Raw genomic sequence first — 14,974 nt, forward strand, 5'->3', positions numbered from 1 at the left:
TCGAACTTTATGTTTAGTAGGACATACCCCATCATCAAGTTGAAATTTTAAAATACCCCCAAAACGAGAAAATTGTACGTTTTAATCTGGAGACGTCAATTTTCTCATTTTCGGGTATTTGCTTTTCTTAGCTTGATGGTGATGTGGCGGTACCCCGAATAGAGTAAACATCAAGTAACTCTAAAATATACAATAAAAATAGTAGGTGGGGAATATTTGACGCTTACACGAAAAGCATTTTCCCTATCGCCATCAAGTTAAAAAACTAATTATCCCACAAAACAAAAAATCGAGTTGAATTCACATAAATAACTGTAGAGAGATAAAAATTTGGTTCTGGGGGTACTATAAAATATTAGCTTGATGGGCATGGGGTGGTACCCCTAATACCCCATAAGAAAAAGAAGAGGTTGAACCCTTTAACGTACAGGGCGTTCCATATATCATTGTAAAAGATCATGAAAATAACATTCAAAAATTAATTCTTGGATTCAGCACTCAATCATTAGAAGAGGCTATTTTATAATAATCATCCCAAAAAAAGAAACGAACAAAAATGTTCGTTTCTTTTTTATGGTGTTTAATGCTCAAGAAAACTTATAACCGCATAAGTATATAGAACGACTAGAGCAAAGGCACATATTCCCATAATTATAATCGCTAGTGCGCTTTTCTCTTGTCTAAACCCTATAATGCCAAGAATAAATGCACTCAACATTGTTACCTTAAGCATTGTAGAAAGGTTGGGAATTGAATATCCACTCAACCAGGTAGAGAAACTTACAATTACAGAAAAAGAGAACAAAGTTAGAACAATAGATAATATATTAATGTGCTTCCCATACTTCAGTTGCATTTCGCTAGCCTCTTTTCATTAGTGAATAATAGGTAGGTGATTATATTTTTTATTTTATTCTAAATTTTTCTTGAAAATCTACAACAAAAAGAAGAGGTTGTCCCAAAAGTCGCTGAGTAGTTACTTTTAGGCAACCTCTTTTCTTTATTTTTTACTTTCCTCTAGTTTAGAGATACTTGTTTCTTTTTCAGGTAACGTATCAACAAAATCCTTTTGAGATTTTAATAGGTCAGATTGTTGTATCCAAGCCATAAGATCATCTAAAGATTTACGGGCTTCTTTTACATCGCCAGTAATATCATTCATGTTCAACTTATTAAATGTAGCTAAAAATTCTTGTTGAATCTCACCTTGCAATGCATTGGCTTGCTTTGTTAATTCTTTATTTTCATCACTTTTTTCCTTTTGAACTTATAACTAGTTTTTATTATGTCTATTTACAAGGAACTGATTATGACAACTACATTAAATTTTTCAAAAGAAAATCCGTTGCTCAAATTCGAACAACGGACCTCCTTTATATGAACCAATGTAAAACATCCTCGGCAATCTCTTCCGGTCTATCCCAATGCATTAGGTGCCCTGTATCTGTATAAAGCTTAGTCGTAATATCAATATGCTTCCTAAATTCCGCAATCTGCAATTCTCTTATTTCTAAATAATTATGTGGAAGATCACAATACAATAGTAAAATATCGCTTTTAATTTTATGAGATTTCAATGTCTTATACACTGTATATTGAAACTTAATTACACTTCTAGCGGTATCGCCAGTAGCATGCCATTTCACTTTATTATCTTCTTCTCTCATTAAATCATAAACCGCACGCTCTATTAATGGCGACCATCTAGTGTAAACCATTTTTTCTGATTGGATGAACGCTTCTTTACTGTCAAAAATATATTCATCAAAATCTTTCTCATAATGGGTGATTTCTTCTTCTAATGACCGAGGTGGGCACTCTCCTTCTTTCGCACCTTTATATAGCTCCGCAAAATAATTTGCATTCATTTTACCATGATGATAACCACCATCTAACAAAACCATTTTATTCACTTTTTCTGTACATTCTGCTGCATAGTGAAGCGCAACACTTGCTCCCCATGAATGTGCTACTATATGAAATGTTTCTTTTCCTATCCCTTCAAGTAATGCTACTACCCATTTTGTTAAATGAGATGCACCGTAATCTTCATCCTTCTCAAAACTTCGTGTTTTCCCATGTCCAGGTAGATCAAACGATACAATATGATAATCATCCTTTAAAAGTTCCGCTATTTCGATAAAACTTAATTTTGTACTTCCTAAACCATGAAAACAAATGATTTGAGGATTACTTTTATCTCCCCATTCACAAACACTTGCTTCATACTCACCAAATTCTACAAAAAAGTAATTCATTTTAATCTCCTCTAATTATCAGATGTAAATTAGTTTGAATGCAAAATTGTTTTTTCTAAATGAATAAATTCAGCAAAATTATCCAAATCCCTTTTTCGTAAATGATTTTATAGAATCCGAGAGTTAACTCTCGTTGAAAGCACGAAACGCTTATCATTTCAGTTAATGGTTAAACTACATCTTCACGCCTATGAAATTAATATAGTTTAATAGTTGTAATATGCGTTTATCATATGTGTGATTTTTTAAAGTTCTATCCAGTCCATTTTTTGCAATTTGTTTTCTTTCTTGTACATGTTCCAAATAATACTCTGCTTTTTGTATAAAATCTGGTGCACTGTAAAAGGTTTCTATTTCAACACCTGGTATGTAATGCTTTGCTACATCTGGGCGTATATCAGTTAATTGAAAAGAACCTACAGCATTAATTTCAAACGTCCTATTGTTTACTGAATATGCTTGGATGTTTGCAGCATTACAATTCAATTCCTGATCATTTGGTGAACGGTGTAAATTTATATTGATTTTAGTTGATACGTAAAATTGTAATGCATCTTCATACTTTGCAAGTGGCAAGATTTGTATTTTATTCTTTAACCTTTCATAATTCTTTAACTTCTCCCAACCGAATCCCACAATTTTTATGTTTTTTTCTACTAAATACTCTGAAATAGAATCAACAAAGTTAATTCTATTTTCAAATGCTGTACCTATAAAACTAAGATCATACTTATATGTATCTTCTTTTTGAGAAGGCTTAAACACATCTTGATTTGCTGCTAACGGGAGATGAAACACATTATTACATCCTAACCCCCTATAAAACTTGATACAATTTAAATCTTGCGTAAATATGTAATCATAATACGGAACAAGATTTTGTGTTACATCCGTATAATACGGATCATCTGTCAACCAAAGTCCAGTAGTAAAACCTGCACTCTTTAGGACTGGCATGACACTAATACATCCCTCGTTTAAACCACTTAGTACCAAAATAAAATCCGGTTTCATTTTTAATGCAGTTTCTACCGCTCGTTCTGGGTTCACCATAATTGTATTACTGTTTACCTTTTGTAAACTATTCAAAATTGCTTCTTCGATCATTGGGTAATAAAAAGGAATTCCTGATTGGATAAATAAAATTTTTTTAGGCGTATTATCTTTCATGTCATCCCCCCTATTTCTACATAATCAAAGTGCGCAAAAATTAGCAGTCTTTATTCATTTTATGACATCTTACTTTACATGTATAAGCAACGTTTATGTCCATTATGTTGAACTCCTCTCATTTTGGAAGCTGGCACGAAGGGAATAAAACTAGGTCATATTCAGTCCAATTATTAATAAAACATGGTACATAAAAAAAAGAGCCAATTCACATGAGTTGGCTCTTTCTTATCGTATAAAACTTCAATAGTTACACTAGCTAAGTTTTACTTTTGTAACCCTTTAATAATGGTATCTGTATTCCATTTCATCATTTTCAAGTAAGTATCTCCATCCTCACCTGATTTACCTAGTGAATCTGTAAAAATTGTACCTGCAATTGGTACGTTTGTTTCTTTTGAAACAGTTTCCATGCTACGTCGATCTACACTTGTTTCAACAAATAAAGCTGGCACTTTGTTTGTTTGAATTACACTTACAACATCTCTAATTTGATCTGGTGTACCTTGATTTTCTGAGTTGATTTCCCAAATGTATCCCGTCTTAATGCCATATGCTTTTCCAAAATATTTAAATGCACCTTCACTAGAAATTAAGAAACGTTTTTCTTCAGGGATTTGATGAATTCTGTTGACTGTCTCATCATGTAATTTTTGAAGTTCCGCTACATACTTGTCGGCATTTTTAGTATAGAACTCTTTATTTTTAGGATCTTCTTTAATTAATGCCTTCTTCACATTTTCAGCGTATACAATACCATTTTTAATATTCATCCAAGCATGTGGATCTGGTTCTTTTTCTAATCCTTTTGTTTCTAAATAAATAGCTTCTACACCTTCACTTACTTTATAAACAGGTGCATCTTTCTCTGATTTATTTGCCGTTTTTAATAGTTTTTTAAACCATGCTCCGCCCTCTTCTAGGTTTAACCCATTGTAAAACACCATATCTGCATCTGTCATTTTCATAACATCTTTTGGTAGTGGATCATATTCATGTGGGTTAGCTCCAATTGGAACAAGACTATGAATCTCAACTTTATCTCCACCAATTTGCTTCACCATATCATATATAATGGAGTATGTAGTTACAACTTTTAATTTCCCACTTTTCTCTTCTTTCCCATTTGTGTTACTAGAACACGCTGTTAATGCAAATACGAAAATACAAAGTATTGATAATAAAACATTTTTGAATTTCATCTTTATCCTCCAATCAATTATGACAACTCTGCTCTATTTTTTCTAATTTTGATAACTCTCCAAAACAAACCTTGTGACGGTGAGAAAAAGAATGCCAATGCGAATAAGAATGTTGCAACAAGAACAATCGTTGCACCTGAAGCAAGATTATAAGAGAAACTAAAATATAGCCCTACTACAGATGAAAGTGCACCAATACCTGCCGCTAAATAAATCATGACCCATAAACGGTTTGTTAATAAATACGCTGTAGCCGCCGGTGTAATAAGCATAGCGACAACTAGAATAATTCCTACAGTTTGAAGTGAAGCAACTGTAACCATTGTAAGAAGAATCATTAAGCCGTAATGAATCCACTTATTTGGCAACCCATAACTTTGCGCCATCGTTGGATCAAAAGTAGATACGAGTAGTTCTTTATAAAACAGAATCACAAGACCAATAATGACAACTCCAATAATAAGTGTCATCCACATATCAGAAGAACGAACTGATAGAACATTCCCAAATAAAATATGATACAAATCCGAACTACTCTTCATAAAGGTAATTAAAATAATCCCTACAGCGAAAACAGATGTAAACATAATCCCTATCGCCATATCATGTTTAATTCGACTATTTTGACTTACAAACCCAATTCCGACTGCAGTAATAACTCCTGTTAAAACGGCTCCTATAAAATAGTTCATACCAATCATATAAGAAAGTGCTACCCCTGGAAGAACAGCATGTGAAATGGCATCCCCCATTAAAGCCATACCTCGTAAAATAATAAAACAGCCAATTACGCCGCAAATCGCTCCTACCATCACGGAAGTTAATAACGCCTTCTGCAGAAAACCGTACTGCATTAATGCATCTATAAATTCTATAATCTTCATGATGAATGTACCTCCGCTGCATTATTAAACAATATGCCGTGATTTACATACGCTTTTGACATAACAGTTGGTTCTAGTACTTGCCTTACTTCTCCGTAATGAATTAAGCTCTTATTCAATAATAGCAATTTATCAAAATACGATTCTGCTTTACTTAAATCGTGATGTACTACGACAATTGTTTTCCCTTCTTTGCGTAATTCTCTAAGGATTTTAATAATTGTCTCTTCACTTGTTACATCAATTCCTACAAATGGTTCATCTAGGAAAAATATTTCTGCCTTTTGTGCTAATGCTCTCGCTAAAAAGACCCGTTGTTGTTGTCCACCTGAAAGCTCACCAATTTGACGATTTTTAAATTCCTCCATACCGACTTTTTTTAGACATTCAAAAGCCCAATCTCGATGCTCTTGCTTCGGTCTTTTCATCATCCCTAAAGATGGATACGTTCCGATTAGTACCACATCTAAAACTGTAATCGGGAAATCCCAATCTATATCACTTCTTTGTGGTACATAAGCAACATGCTTTCTAGCACTTCGAATATCCTCTCCAAGGACTTGAACATATCCCTTATCGCTTGGAATTAGATCTAAAACAGCTTTCATTAAAGTAGATTTCCCCGCACCGTTTGGACCAATAATTCCAACGAGCTTCCCTTTTTCAATATCGAAGGAAACATTTTGAACTACTTGATTCCCTTGATAAGATACAAACAAATCTTTGACAATTATAGCCTCATCCATTTTTTATGCATTCCCCTTTCTTTTTTTCATCTATATAATTATTTTGCACTAAGGCAACTTTCAAACAAAAAAATATAATGCGAATGTAAATTCACACCAAAGTTTCCTTAAGGAAACTTTTTTATATGAGTCAAATTATATAATCTAGATGCAAATTTGTAAACTTCTTTTTATTACTTTATGAATATATTGTGAAAACTTGCCTCTAAAAAACAAAAATATCAAACTTTTCTCAATTCATTTTGACACACATATTAGCCAATGCTAATATGAATAAAGAATAACATATTAGTAATTACTAATACGAATGGAGAGGATACAATTGTGCAACTCAAATGATTCAGATGTAAAAGCCAAGTTCATCCGTGGCTTTGCTGATAAAACAAGATTACAAATTCTTCAATGTATGATGGATGGTGAAAAAACAGTATCTGAAATTGTGGAAATCACGCAAGGAAATCAGTCAAATATATCTCAGCACTTAAACTGTTTAAAAGGATGCGGAATCATCCTAGGTAGACAGGAAGGAAAATACGTCCACTATTCCTTACGCAATAAGCAAATTGAACAGTTACTCACTATGTTTGATGTCGTTTTTCATGAAGTACAAAATGAAGTAGCATCATGTGATAAAAACGATGCTTGTTTATCTCAAAAAGGAGAAAACTGTCATGACAAATAAGAACGAGAAGGAAAAACAAACTTCGTCATGTTGTTCTTCAAAAAAAGAGATTCCAGTTGTTTCTATTGCTAAGAAAACTTCTTATTGTAGTACTGAAAACAAAACTATAAAAGAAGAGATTCCAAAAGAACCTTCATCATGTTGCTCCTCTAATAAAGAGATTCCAGTTGTTCCTATCACGAAGGAAACCTCTTGTTGCAGTAGTAACAATGATTCTATAAAAACAGAAAATAGTTCTTCCTGCTGTTCATCTGAATTAGCTCTAGAAAAAGAACAAACGACATCAAAGTCTTCTTGCTGTAGTGACAACTCATGCGAAGATGCATCTCCTACTCGTGCTACTCAGAAAATAGTAGGAGACAGTGTACAAACATACGTAGTGGACGGAATGGATTGCGGGGCGTGTGCCTTAACAATCGAAAAACATCTACAAAATGTTTCAGGCGTAGAAGAAGTTCGAGTAAACTTTGCTACTGGAAAAATGCATATTCGTCATGACCGCGATGTGGATGACATTATAAAAGAAGTGTCTAATGCAGGGTTTGGGGCTTCCTTAGCAGGAGCCCGCAGAGGGTCCGCTCCTGTTCAAAAAGCTAAAAATACAACTTTAATTCTTTCAGGATTATTTTTAGCTTTAGGGTTTGGAGGAAGTTTTACAAACATATCACCTCTTCTTATTACACTTCTCTATGCGGCGAGTATCGGTATCGGTGGTTATAAACCTGCTAAAAGCGCCTTTTATGCAATTAGAAGTAAATCACTTGATATGAATGTTCTTATGATATCAGCTGCAATTGGTGCTGTATTAATTGGTCAATGGCTAGAAGGTGCAACCGTTGTTTGGCTATTTGCATTAGGTGCAACTTTGCAAAATAAATCAATTGAACGTACACGAGAATCTATTCGCGGATTAATTGATTTAGCACCGTCAGAAGCTTGGATAAAAGTTGGAACTGAACTTATAAAAAAATCTGTAGATGATATTGCAGTGCATACAACAATTGTTGTAAAACCTGGTGAAAAGATCCCATTAGACGGCACAGTTACAGGCGGCACTTCTACTGTAAACCAAGCTCCGATAACTGGTGAATCTATCCCAATTGATAAACAAATTGGTGATTCCGTATATGCGGGGACGATTAATGAGGAAGGTTCACTTGAGATTACAGTAACTAAACTCGTTGAGGATACTACGTTATCTCGAATTATCCACCTTGTAGAGGAAGCCCAGGAAAAGAAAGCACCGACAGAAGCATTTGTGGATCGTTTCGCAAAAATCTATACACCTATCGTTTTTGTATTAGCAATCGGTGTCATGATCATCCCTCCCCTTCTTGGTATGGGTGAATGGATGGAATGGATTTATAAAGGGTTAGAACTTCTTGTTGTTGCGTGTCCTTGTGCTTTAGTTATCTCAACTCCTGTTGCAATCGTATCTGCAATAGGAAATGCCGCAAGAAACGGTGTACTTATTAAAGATGGTACTGCACTAGAAATTGCAGGTGCATTAAATGCTATTGCATTTGATAAAACAGGTACATTGACTGAAGGAAAACCAAAAGTAATGCATGTGCGAAGCTTAGATTGTACGGAAGATGAATTACTATCCATTGCCGCAACAATTGAAGAATATTCTAATCATCCCATTGCAAAAGCCATTACAACATATGTGAAAGAACATCAAACTTCTCTTCAAAGCGGAACAGATTTCCGCGCCATTGTAGGAAAAGGTGCACAGGTCACGATAGATGGCAAGACCTATTACGCTGGAAATAAAGCATTATATGAAGATTTTGGTGTTTCACTTCAAATGTGGAACGAACCAATCGAAGAAATGCAAAGAATTGGTCAAACCGTAATACTTGTTGGAACGAACAAAGTGATTTTAGGAATGATTTCAGTAGCAGATTCCATTCGCTCTACGACTTATGAAACGATTCAAGAATTAAAACGAGCAGGTATTCAGGAAACTGTTATGTTAACAGGAGACAATGAAGGAACAGCTGAACATATTGCACAGAAAGCAAAAGTAGATCGTTATTTTGCTAACTTACTTCCAGAAGATAAAGTGCATGCTGTAAAACAACTTCAATCTGAAGGAAAAACAGTAGCTATGATTGGAGACGGTATTAATGATGCCCCCGCCCTCGCTACTGCAAATCTAGGAATTGCTATGGGCGGTGCTGGAACTGATACAGCAATGGAAACGGCAGATATTGTATTAATGGCAGATAATCTTGAAAAACTTCCGTTTACGATGAAACTTAGCCGGAAAGCATTGTACATTATTAAACAAAATATATGGTTCTCATTGATTATTAAATTTATTGCCCTTGCCTTTATCTTCCCAGGCTGGCTTACTCTTTGGATGGCTGTACTAAGTGATACAGGCGCTGCGCTTATTGTAATCCTAAACAGTATGCGTTTATTACGAAACAAATAATAAGATGCGGGGCTACCTAGTAGCTCCGTACCTTAAATAAATTTTGAAAGGATGTACATATGAAAAAAATGCGTGTCATTACATTACTCATACTTATTTCTATCATTACGATTTTAGGAGCATGTAGTGATAGTAAATTAAGAGATTCACTCAATTGGGTTGTAGAAAAGTTTACTTTTACAGATCAAAATGGAAAAAAGTTTGGTTCATCTGAATTGAAGGATAAAGTTTGGTTAGCCGATTTTATTTTTACAAGTTGTGAAACCGTTTGCCCTCCTATGACAGCTAATATGGCAAAACTTCAAAACATGTTGCAAAAAGAAGGTATTAAAGATGTAGAGTTTGTTTCGTTTAGTGTAGATCCTGAAGTGGACACACCTGAAAAAATAACAGAGTTTATGAAAGTATATGAAATGGATGCGAAGCGAACTCATTTTTTAACAGGGTATACACGACCAGAAATTGAAAAGTTTGCAAAAAATAACTTCCAAACACTTGTAACGAAACCAGAAAACAATACACAAGTTATACATGGTACAAGCTTTTATCTTGTAGATAAAGATGGGAAAGTTGTGAAGAAGTATTCAGGCCTTCAAAATACGCCATATGAAGATATGATCCGTGATATTAAAAGAATTCGCTAACTAAAAACTACTTATTATGTTTCTATTAAACTTAAAAAATCCGAGGTGTTTATATGAAAAAAAAGCAAAGTTCTCACATCAAATTATTGTTCGTTGCCACATTAATCATTTTCGCTGCTGTTACAGCTTTCGTCGTTTTAAATAAAGAAGATAAAGTTGCGACAAATAAAGTAATAAAAGATTTACCCCCTATCGGCAAGCAACCTACTTTAGGAAAAGAAGATGCACCAGTCTCTATTATTGAGTTTGGCGACTTTAAGTGTCCTGCTTGTAAAGCATGGGGTGAGCGCGTCTTCCCTCAGCTTCAAAAAGACTATATCGATACAGGAAAAGTTAAATTTTCATATGTAAATGTTTTATTCCACGGAACGGAATCTAAATTGTCTGCTTTAGCTGCTGAATCTGTTTATAAACAAGACCCACAAGCATATTGGAGCTTCCATAAAGAATTATTTAACGCACAACCAGCAAATCATGATGATCCATGGATTACTCCTGAAAAACTATTAGAAATTGCGAAAACATATACACCAAGTATTAACGCTGTTCAACTTGAAGAAGATTTGAAAAAACAAACAGCGCAAGAAGAAGTAAATAAAGATGAAAAACTAACGCAAGATTACGGTGTAGAACAAACACCGAGCATTGTCATAAATGGAACGATGTTGTCTGACCCTTATGATTATGAACAAATCAAAAATTTAATTGAAAAAGCATTAAAGGACAAGAAATGATGAGTACAACAAATAAGCATTTTGAATGGCGTAATTACACTTTATATTTTGCATGGATTGTATCAATGATAGCGACACTAGGTAGTCTATTTTTCAGTGAGATTCTTGGGTTCATACCGTGTGAATTGTGTTGGTACCAACGAATTATGATGTATCCGCTCTGTATTATTTTAGGCATTGCAACGTTCTGTAATGAAAAAAACATAAAAAAATATGTATTAACAATTTCTATTATCGGCGGGAGTATTTCACTTTATCACTATGCAATACAAAAAATCCCTGGCGTTTCAGAGATTAACCCGTGCGTGCAAGGTGTCCCTTGTAATGTCGATTATATTAATTGGTTAGGTTTTATAACGATCCCCTTCTTAGCGTTAATTGCTTTTTCTTTCATTACTTTGTTTATGTTGTTAACGAGATCGAATTAATATGGTAATGGTAGAAAAAGAAATCGAGCTTTTAAATCGCATTCCTTGTTACTGTGAGTATAATGAAAACCCCGACTGTAAGAACAATAGTTTTATAGACGAAAAAAGCAGGAAATCACTCGTGATCTCCTGCTTTTTTTATATTTTAGGTCCTTGATAAGTGAATCCACATATGGCTACCATTTACTCATACACGATAACTGGATTAGGACTTGCCATTTCCATAAATATTTTAGATTTACATGACGTATTATTTTTATTATGACTCCCTACTAACAACCCCTCGCCTCTCGTATTCCATTCTATATTCAACAGCAGCCGCAATTTTAGGACTTGCAAATCTCTCCGTGATCCAAAGTCCTAAATCAAGCCCTGAAGTAACTCCTCTTGCGGTAATACTATCGCCTTGATCCACAATTCTGTAAGGAAGAAATTCTGCCCCATATGTAGGAATTTCACTCTGCGCCAAATGATGCATTGTTGCCTTTTTATCATTCAATATACCGGATGCAGCTAGTAACATACCTCCAGTACAAACTCCAGCAACAATCGTTCCTTCATTGTGCATCTCTCTAATTATTTTAGTCAAAGTACCAAGCTCAGCTTGCTTTCGCGCCCCGTGTTTAGCTTTATGATTCCAGCCACCACCAGGTACAATTAACAAATCTGGACGATTATCCATTCGTAAAAAATCATGTAGTTTAATCGTAACTCCAAACGAAGTAGTAACTTCTTGTTTTCGTTCACTTGATACGAGTTCAACCGTAAATGGAGCCCCTTCTTCTATCGCTCTTTTCAGTACTTCAAAAGGTGCAAAGGAGACAAGTTCTCCGAAACCGTCAAACAATACAATTTGTATTTTCATTTTTCGAACACCTCATCGTTAAAAATCACTTTATCGGTTATTTACGAGCTATAGGCAGAAAATATAACTTTATATAATATTTTAGATAAGAAGTTTTAAATTCCTATAACAAATAAGTAAAATGCATCAAATATAAAAGTAGACATACAAAAACGCTATTCTACAGAAAGAATAGCGTTTTTTTTTAGATTTGTTAGCCTATCTTTATTTATAACTCAACCAAGCATCTCCCCAGTCCGCATGATCATTTCCATTTCCATTACCGTTACCTGCATCGTCAACTACTAGTTTTAATTCTTTCTTACCTGTAAGATCAACATCAACAAATTTGGCCGGGGTATTATAATACATTTTGCCGCTATTAAATACTTCCACTCCATCAAGTAGTACTTTAAATACGACCGAACCGCCTTTACCGCCAGGTTCTTGATCAATTCCTACATAGGAATTAAATTGTTTGTACGTTGCATTTGATATATCATAGGTAACTTCTGATTTTGCATGCGTTCCGATCCCTTTTTTATACGTAACCGGGCCTGTCGTTCCGAGTAATGAAATTGGGTTTCCGTCAGTACTTTTATCTTTTTGAACTGTTGCCCATCCAGCAGTTGCTTTTACCCATGGAATATCACTAAGATAAATACCACCAGAAGCAACTTGCACTTTCGTTGAAGTCACGACCGAATTCCCCAATTTTACGGAGACCCCAATTTCTTTCATTCCTTTAAACTGAGTTGGTGGAGTGATAACAAACGAATATGTTTCCTCTCCTCCTGCCGGTAATTGAAAGTCCGTTGTTGATGGCTGTGCATTCCAGCCGTCTGGTAATTGCAACTCAATTTTGCCAGGCGTCACTTTTTCCTTTATTTCATTTTGAACCTTTACTTTTAATGTAGTAGAACCACCTTCAGCGCTAATTGGATTTGGTTCTACTTTTGCCGAAATGAGCTTTACTGCTGGAGTTACTTCTATTTGATTCGATTTACTAACCGTCCCACTATCTGTGTTTACTTCCGCTTCAATGGCGTAATTGTTAGCGACTATATCGATAGGAACAGGTAAATCCGCCTCAATTGTTTTAGATCCTCCTGGTTCAATACCTTCAAAAGCTACTTGAATCGGTTTCACATTCCAGCTCTCAGGAGCCTTTACAACTACTTCTCCAGAAGAAGATTTCAATGTACCAAAGTTTGATAAATGAGCTTTTACCTTCACTGTATTTCCTGCAGTTACACTGTTCGTAGATTCTAAATCGAAACTAAGCATAGACTCAATTTTATAAGATTTACCTTGTTCCGTTTTAAAGGAAATCGTATCGCCATCCTTCGTAAATGGCACTGATGTATTCGTGCCAACTCTTGTTAAAGTAAATGGTGTATTGAACATTGGACTTTTTAAATTTACATCGTTTCCATGATCAGAAGTCACCTGAATAACTGTAGGAACACCATTTTTCCAGTCCGCATTAATTGTAAATGCACCGCGTGCTCTTAGTCCTTTATAAGAACCGTCCTTCCAAGCTTTCGGAAGTGCAGGCAATAGTTGAATGGAGTCGGTATGGCTTTGAATTAACATTTCAGCAATTCCCGATGTCGCACCAAAGTTTCCATCAATTTGAAACGGTGGATGCGTATCAAATAAGTTGCTGAGCGTACTTCCTGTAAGCTCCCTTGCAAAATTTTATAAGCATGGTCACCATCTAACAAACGTGCCCATAAGTTAATTTTATTCGCTTTACTCCAGCCTGTTCCCTCATCACCACGATGGTTTAGAGTAACTATTTTCGGTATTCCTTTTAGCATTTCTATCCCCCTTCCGATTTTTATCTGAAAGAAAATCATTATTTCTAATCGTTTTAAATACTTACACTTTGTGCATCTATTAGTAATTTCGGTGTAAATATTTCATTAAAAGGGCCTTCTTCATTGTTTAAACGCTTTAGTAAAATATCACCTACTCTTTCTCCCATTTCATATGGTTTGTGAGCTACTGATATAATCCCAGGTGCTCGTAATAATTGTGCTGCTTCCACATCACCAAATGAAGCGATCACTATGTCCTCTGGTACTGAGTATCCTCTCCTCGTTAATTCAAGAAGAACACCGAATGCCATTTCATTGTTCAAGGTTAGAATAGCTGACGGTTTCTCAGTAAAATTAAGAAAATAATCAACTGCTTTCATTCCACCCTCTCTAGTGAAAGTGCTATTAAACGTATAGTTTTCATCTTCCTGAATACCAAAATCCTCCAAAGCTTTTTGAAATCCTTCATAACGCTCTTTACCTGTACTTACGTTCAACAATCCATTCACAAGACCAATTGATTTATGCCCCTGTTTTAAAAGATAGCTCGTTAATGTATAAGCACTTTCAAAATTACTTTCTATAACCGAATCTAATTTTGAATCTCCAATCTCAACAGTCCGATCAACTAAAACAATTGGTACACCGGCTTGATGAATACTTCTTACTCTTTCTTCACAACCTCCAGCAGTCGCCAACACAATCGCATCTACCCGTTGCTCCACTAGTAGTTGCAACAATTTATCCTCTTTTTTAGGATTTTCATGACTACTACAAAAAATAAGGTTATACCCCTTTTGCTGTACAATATCTTCAATCGCCTTTGAAATCGTCATGTAATATTGGTTTGTGATATCAGGAATCACAACACCAATCGTGTATGTTTTATCTTGCTTTAAACTTCTAGCAATCGCATTCGGTTGATAATTAAGTTTTTTCACAGCTAAATAAACACGATCTTTAATGTCGTCACTTACAAATCCACTTGCATTTAACACCCGAGATACTGTAGCTGTAGACACATTCGCTTCCATTGCAACATCTTTAATTGTAGACTTAGCCATTTCATCACTCTTTCTAAGTTTTCAAGAAATCGTTTACTTCAGTTTCGTTTAA

At 34.9% G+C, this 14,974-nt stretch carries 14 protein-coding genes and 1 pseudogene; 5 read left to right on the top strand and 10 right to left on the bottom strand.

Annotated elements, in window-relative coordinates; translation table 11 throughout:
- Nucleotides 1-580 precede the first annotated feature (580 nt).
- The 7 genes from DN393_RS25660 to DN393_RS25690 form a co-directional block, all read right to left on the bottom strand.
- Nucleotides 581-856, bottom strand: coding sequence for a hypothetical protein (locus DN393_RS25660; protein ID WP_001176332.1), 276 nt, complete (start codon nt 854-856; stop codon nt 581-583).
- A 144-nt stretch (nt 857-1,000) separates the two neighbouring features.
- The gene (locus DN393_RS25665) at nt 1,001-1,213 is read right to left on the bottom strand and encodes a hypothetical protein (RefSeq protein WP_064475754.1); all 213 of its coding nucleotides are present in this window, start codon (nt 1,211-1,213) and stop codon (nt 1,001-1,003) included.
- A 160-nt stretch (nt 1,214-1,373) separates the two neighbouring features.
- Nucleotides 1,374-2,258 (bottom strand): alpha/beta hydrolase, encoded by an 885-nt coding sequence (locus DN393_RS25670; RefSeq protein WP_149174073.1) that lies wholly within the window; start codon nt 2,256-2,258, stop codon nt 1,374-1,376.
- Between the two features lie 174 nt (nt 2,259-2,432).
- Nucleotides 2,433-3,428: a CgeB family protein gene (locus tag DN393_RS25675; RefSeq protein ID WP_064475756.1), complete on the bottom strand. Its 996-nt coding sequence runs from the start codon at nt 3,426-3,428 to the stop codon at nt 2,433-2,435.
- A gap of 266 nt (nt 3,429-3,694) precedes the next feature.
- Nucleotides 3,695-4,630 carry a manganese ABC transporter substrate-binding protein/adhesin MntA gene (gene mntA, locus DN393_RS25680; protein WP_064475757.1) on the bottom strand — a complete coding sequence of 312 codons (936 nt, stop codon included), beginning with the start codon at nt 4,628-4,630 and terminating at the stop codon, nt 3,695-3,697.
- Between the two features lie 17 nt (nt 4,631-4,647).
- The gene (locus DN393_RS25685; RefSeq protein ID WP_064475758.1) at nt 4,648-5,514 is read right to left on the bottom strand and encodes a metal ABC transporter permease; all 867 of its coding nucleotides are present in this window, start codon (nt 5,512-5,514) and stop codon (nt 4,648-4,650) included.
- Nucleotides 5,511-6,260, bottom strand: a complete 750-nt coding sequence (locus DN393_RS25690) for a metal ABC transporter ATP-binding protein (protein WP_064475759.1) — start codon at nt 6,258-6,260, stop codon at nt 5,511-5,513. The genes DN393_RS25685 and DN393_RS25690 overlap by 4 nt, the downstream gene beginning before the upstream one ends.
- 322 nt (nt 6,261-6,582) lie before the next feature.
- On the opposite strand from DN393_RS25690, the gene DN393_RS25695 reads away from it, so the two are divergent.
- Genes DN393_RS25695 through DN393_RS25715 form a run of 5 tightly spaced genes read left to right on the top strand, consistent with a single transcriptional unit; the run spans nt 6,583 to nt 11,191 of the window.
- Entirely contained in the window at nt 6,583-6,942 is a 360-nt protein-coding gene (locus DN393_RS25695; protein WP_000336202.1) for an ArsR/SmtB family transcription factor, read from the top strand.
- Nucleotides 6,932-9,385, top strand: coding sequence for a heavy metal translocating P-type ATPase (locus DN393_RS25700; RefSeq protein ID WP_149174074.1), 2,454 nt, complete (start codon nt 6,932-6,934; stop codon nt 9,383-9,385). Before DN393_RS25695 ends, DN393_RS25700 begins: the two co-directional genes overlap by 11 nt.
- Before the next feature lie 59 nt (nt 9,386-9,444).
- Nucleotides 9,445-10,029: an SCO family protein gene (locus DN393_RS25705; RefSeq protein ID WP_064475761.1), complete on the top strand. Its 585-nt coding sequence runs from the start codon at nt 9,445-9,447 to the stop codon at nt 10,027-10,029.
- 53 nt (nt 10,030-10,082) lie between these two features.
- Complete coding sequence (locus DN393_RS25710) at nt 10,083-10,763, top strand: DsbA family protein (RefSeq protein WP_064475762.1); 681 nt, start codon at nt 10,083-10,085, stop codon at nt 10,761-10,763.
- Entirely contained in the window at nt 10,760-11,191 is a 432-nt protein-coding gene (locus DN393_RS25715) for a disulfide oxidoreductase (RefSeq protein WP_064475763.1), read from the top strand. The genes DN393_RS25710 and DN393_RS25715 overlap by 4 nt, the downstream gene beginning before the upstream one ends.
- A 259-nt stretch (nt 11,192-11,450) precedes the next feature.
- Here DN393_RS25715 and DN393_RS25720 read toward each other — a convergent pair whose 3' ends face one another.
- From DN393_RS25720 to DN393_RS25730, 3 genes and pseudogenes are all read right to left on the bottom strand, one after another.
- The gene (locus tag DN393_RS25720) at nt 11,451-12,056 is read right to left on the bottom strand and encodes a DJ-1/PfpI family protein (RefSeq protein WP_098112169.1); all 606 of its coding nucleotides are present in this window, start codon (nt 12,054-12,056) and stop codon (nt 11,451-11,453) included.
- A gap of 204 nt (nt 12,057-12,260) precedes the next feature.
- A pseudogene (locus DN393_RS25725) lies at nt 12,261-13,834 on the bottom strand (NPCBM/NEW2 domain-containing protein); the annotation flags it as partial.
- A 77-nt stretch (nt 13,835-13,911) separates the two neighbouring features.
- Nucleotides 13,912-14,922: a LacI family DNA-binding transcriptional regulator gene (locus DN393_RS25730; RefSeq protein WP_064475765.1), complete on the bottom strand. Its 1,011-nt coding sequence runs from the start codon at nt 14,920-14,922 to the stop codon at nt 13,912-13,914.
- Nucleotides 14,923-14,974 lie beyond the last annotated feature (52 nt).

Source organism: Bacillus sp. BPN334 (assembly GCF_008368885.1).
GTDB lineage: Bacteria > Bacillota > Bacilli > Bacillales > Bacillaceae_G > Bacillus_A > Bacillus_A wiedmannii.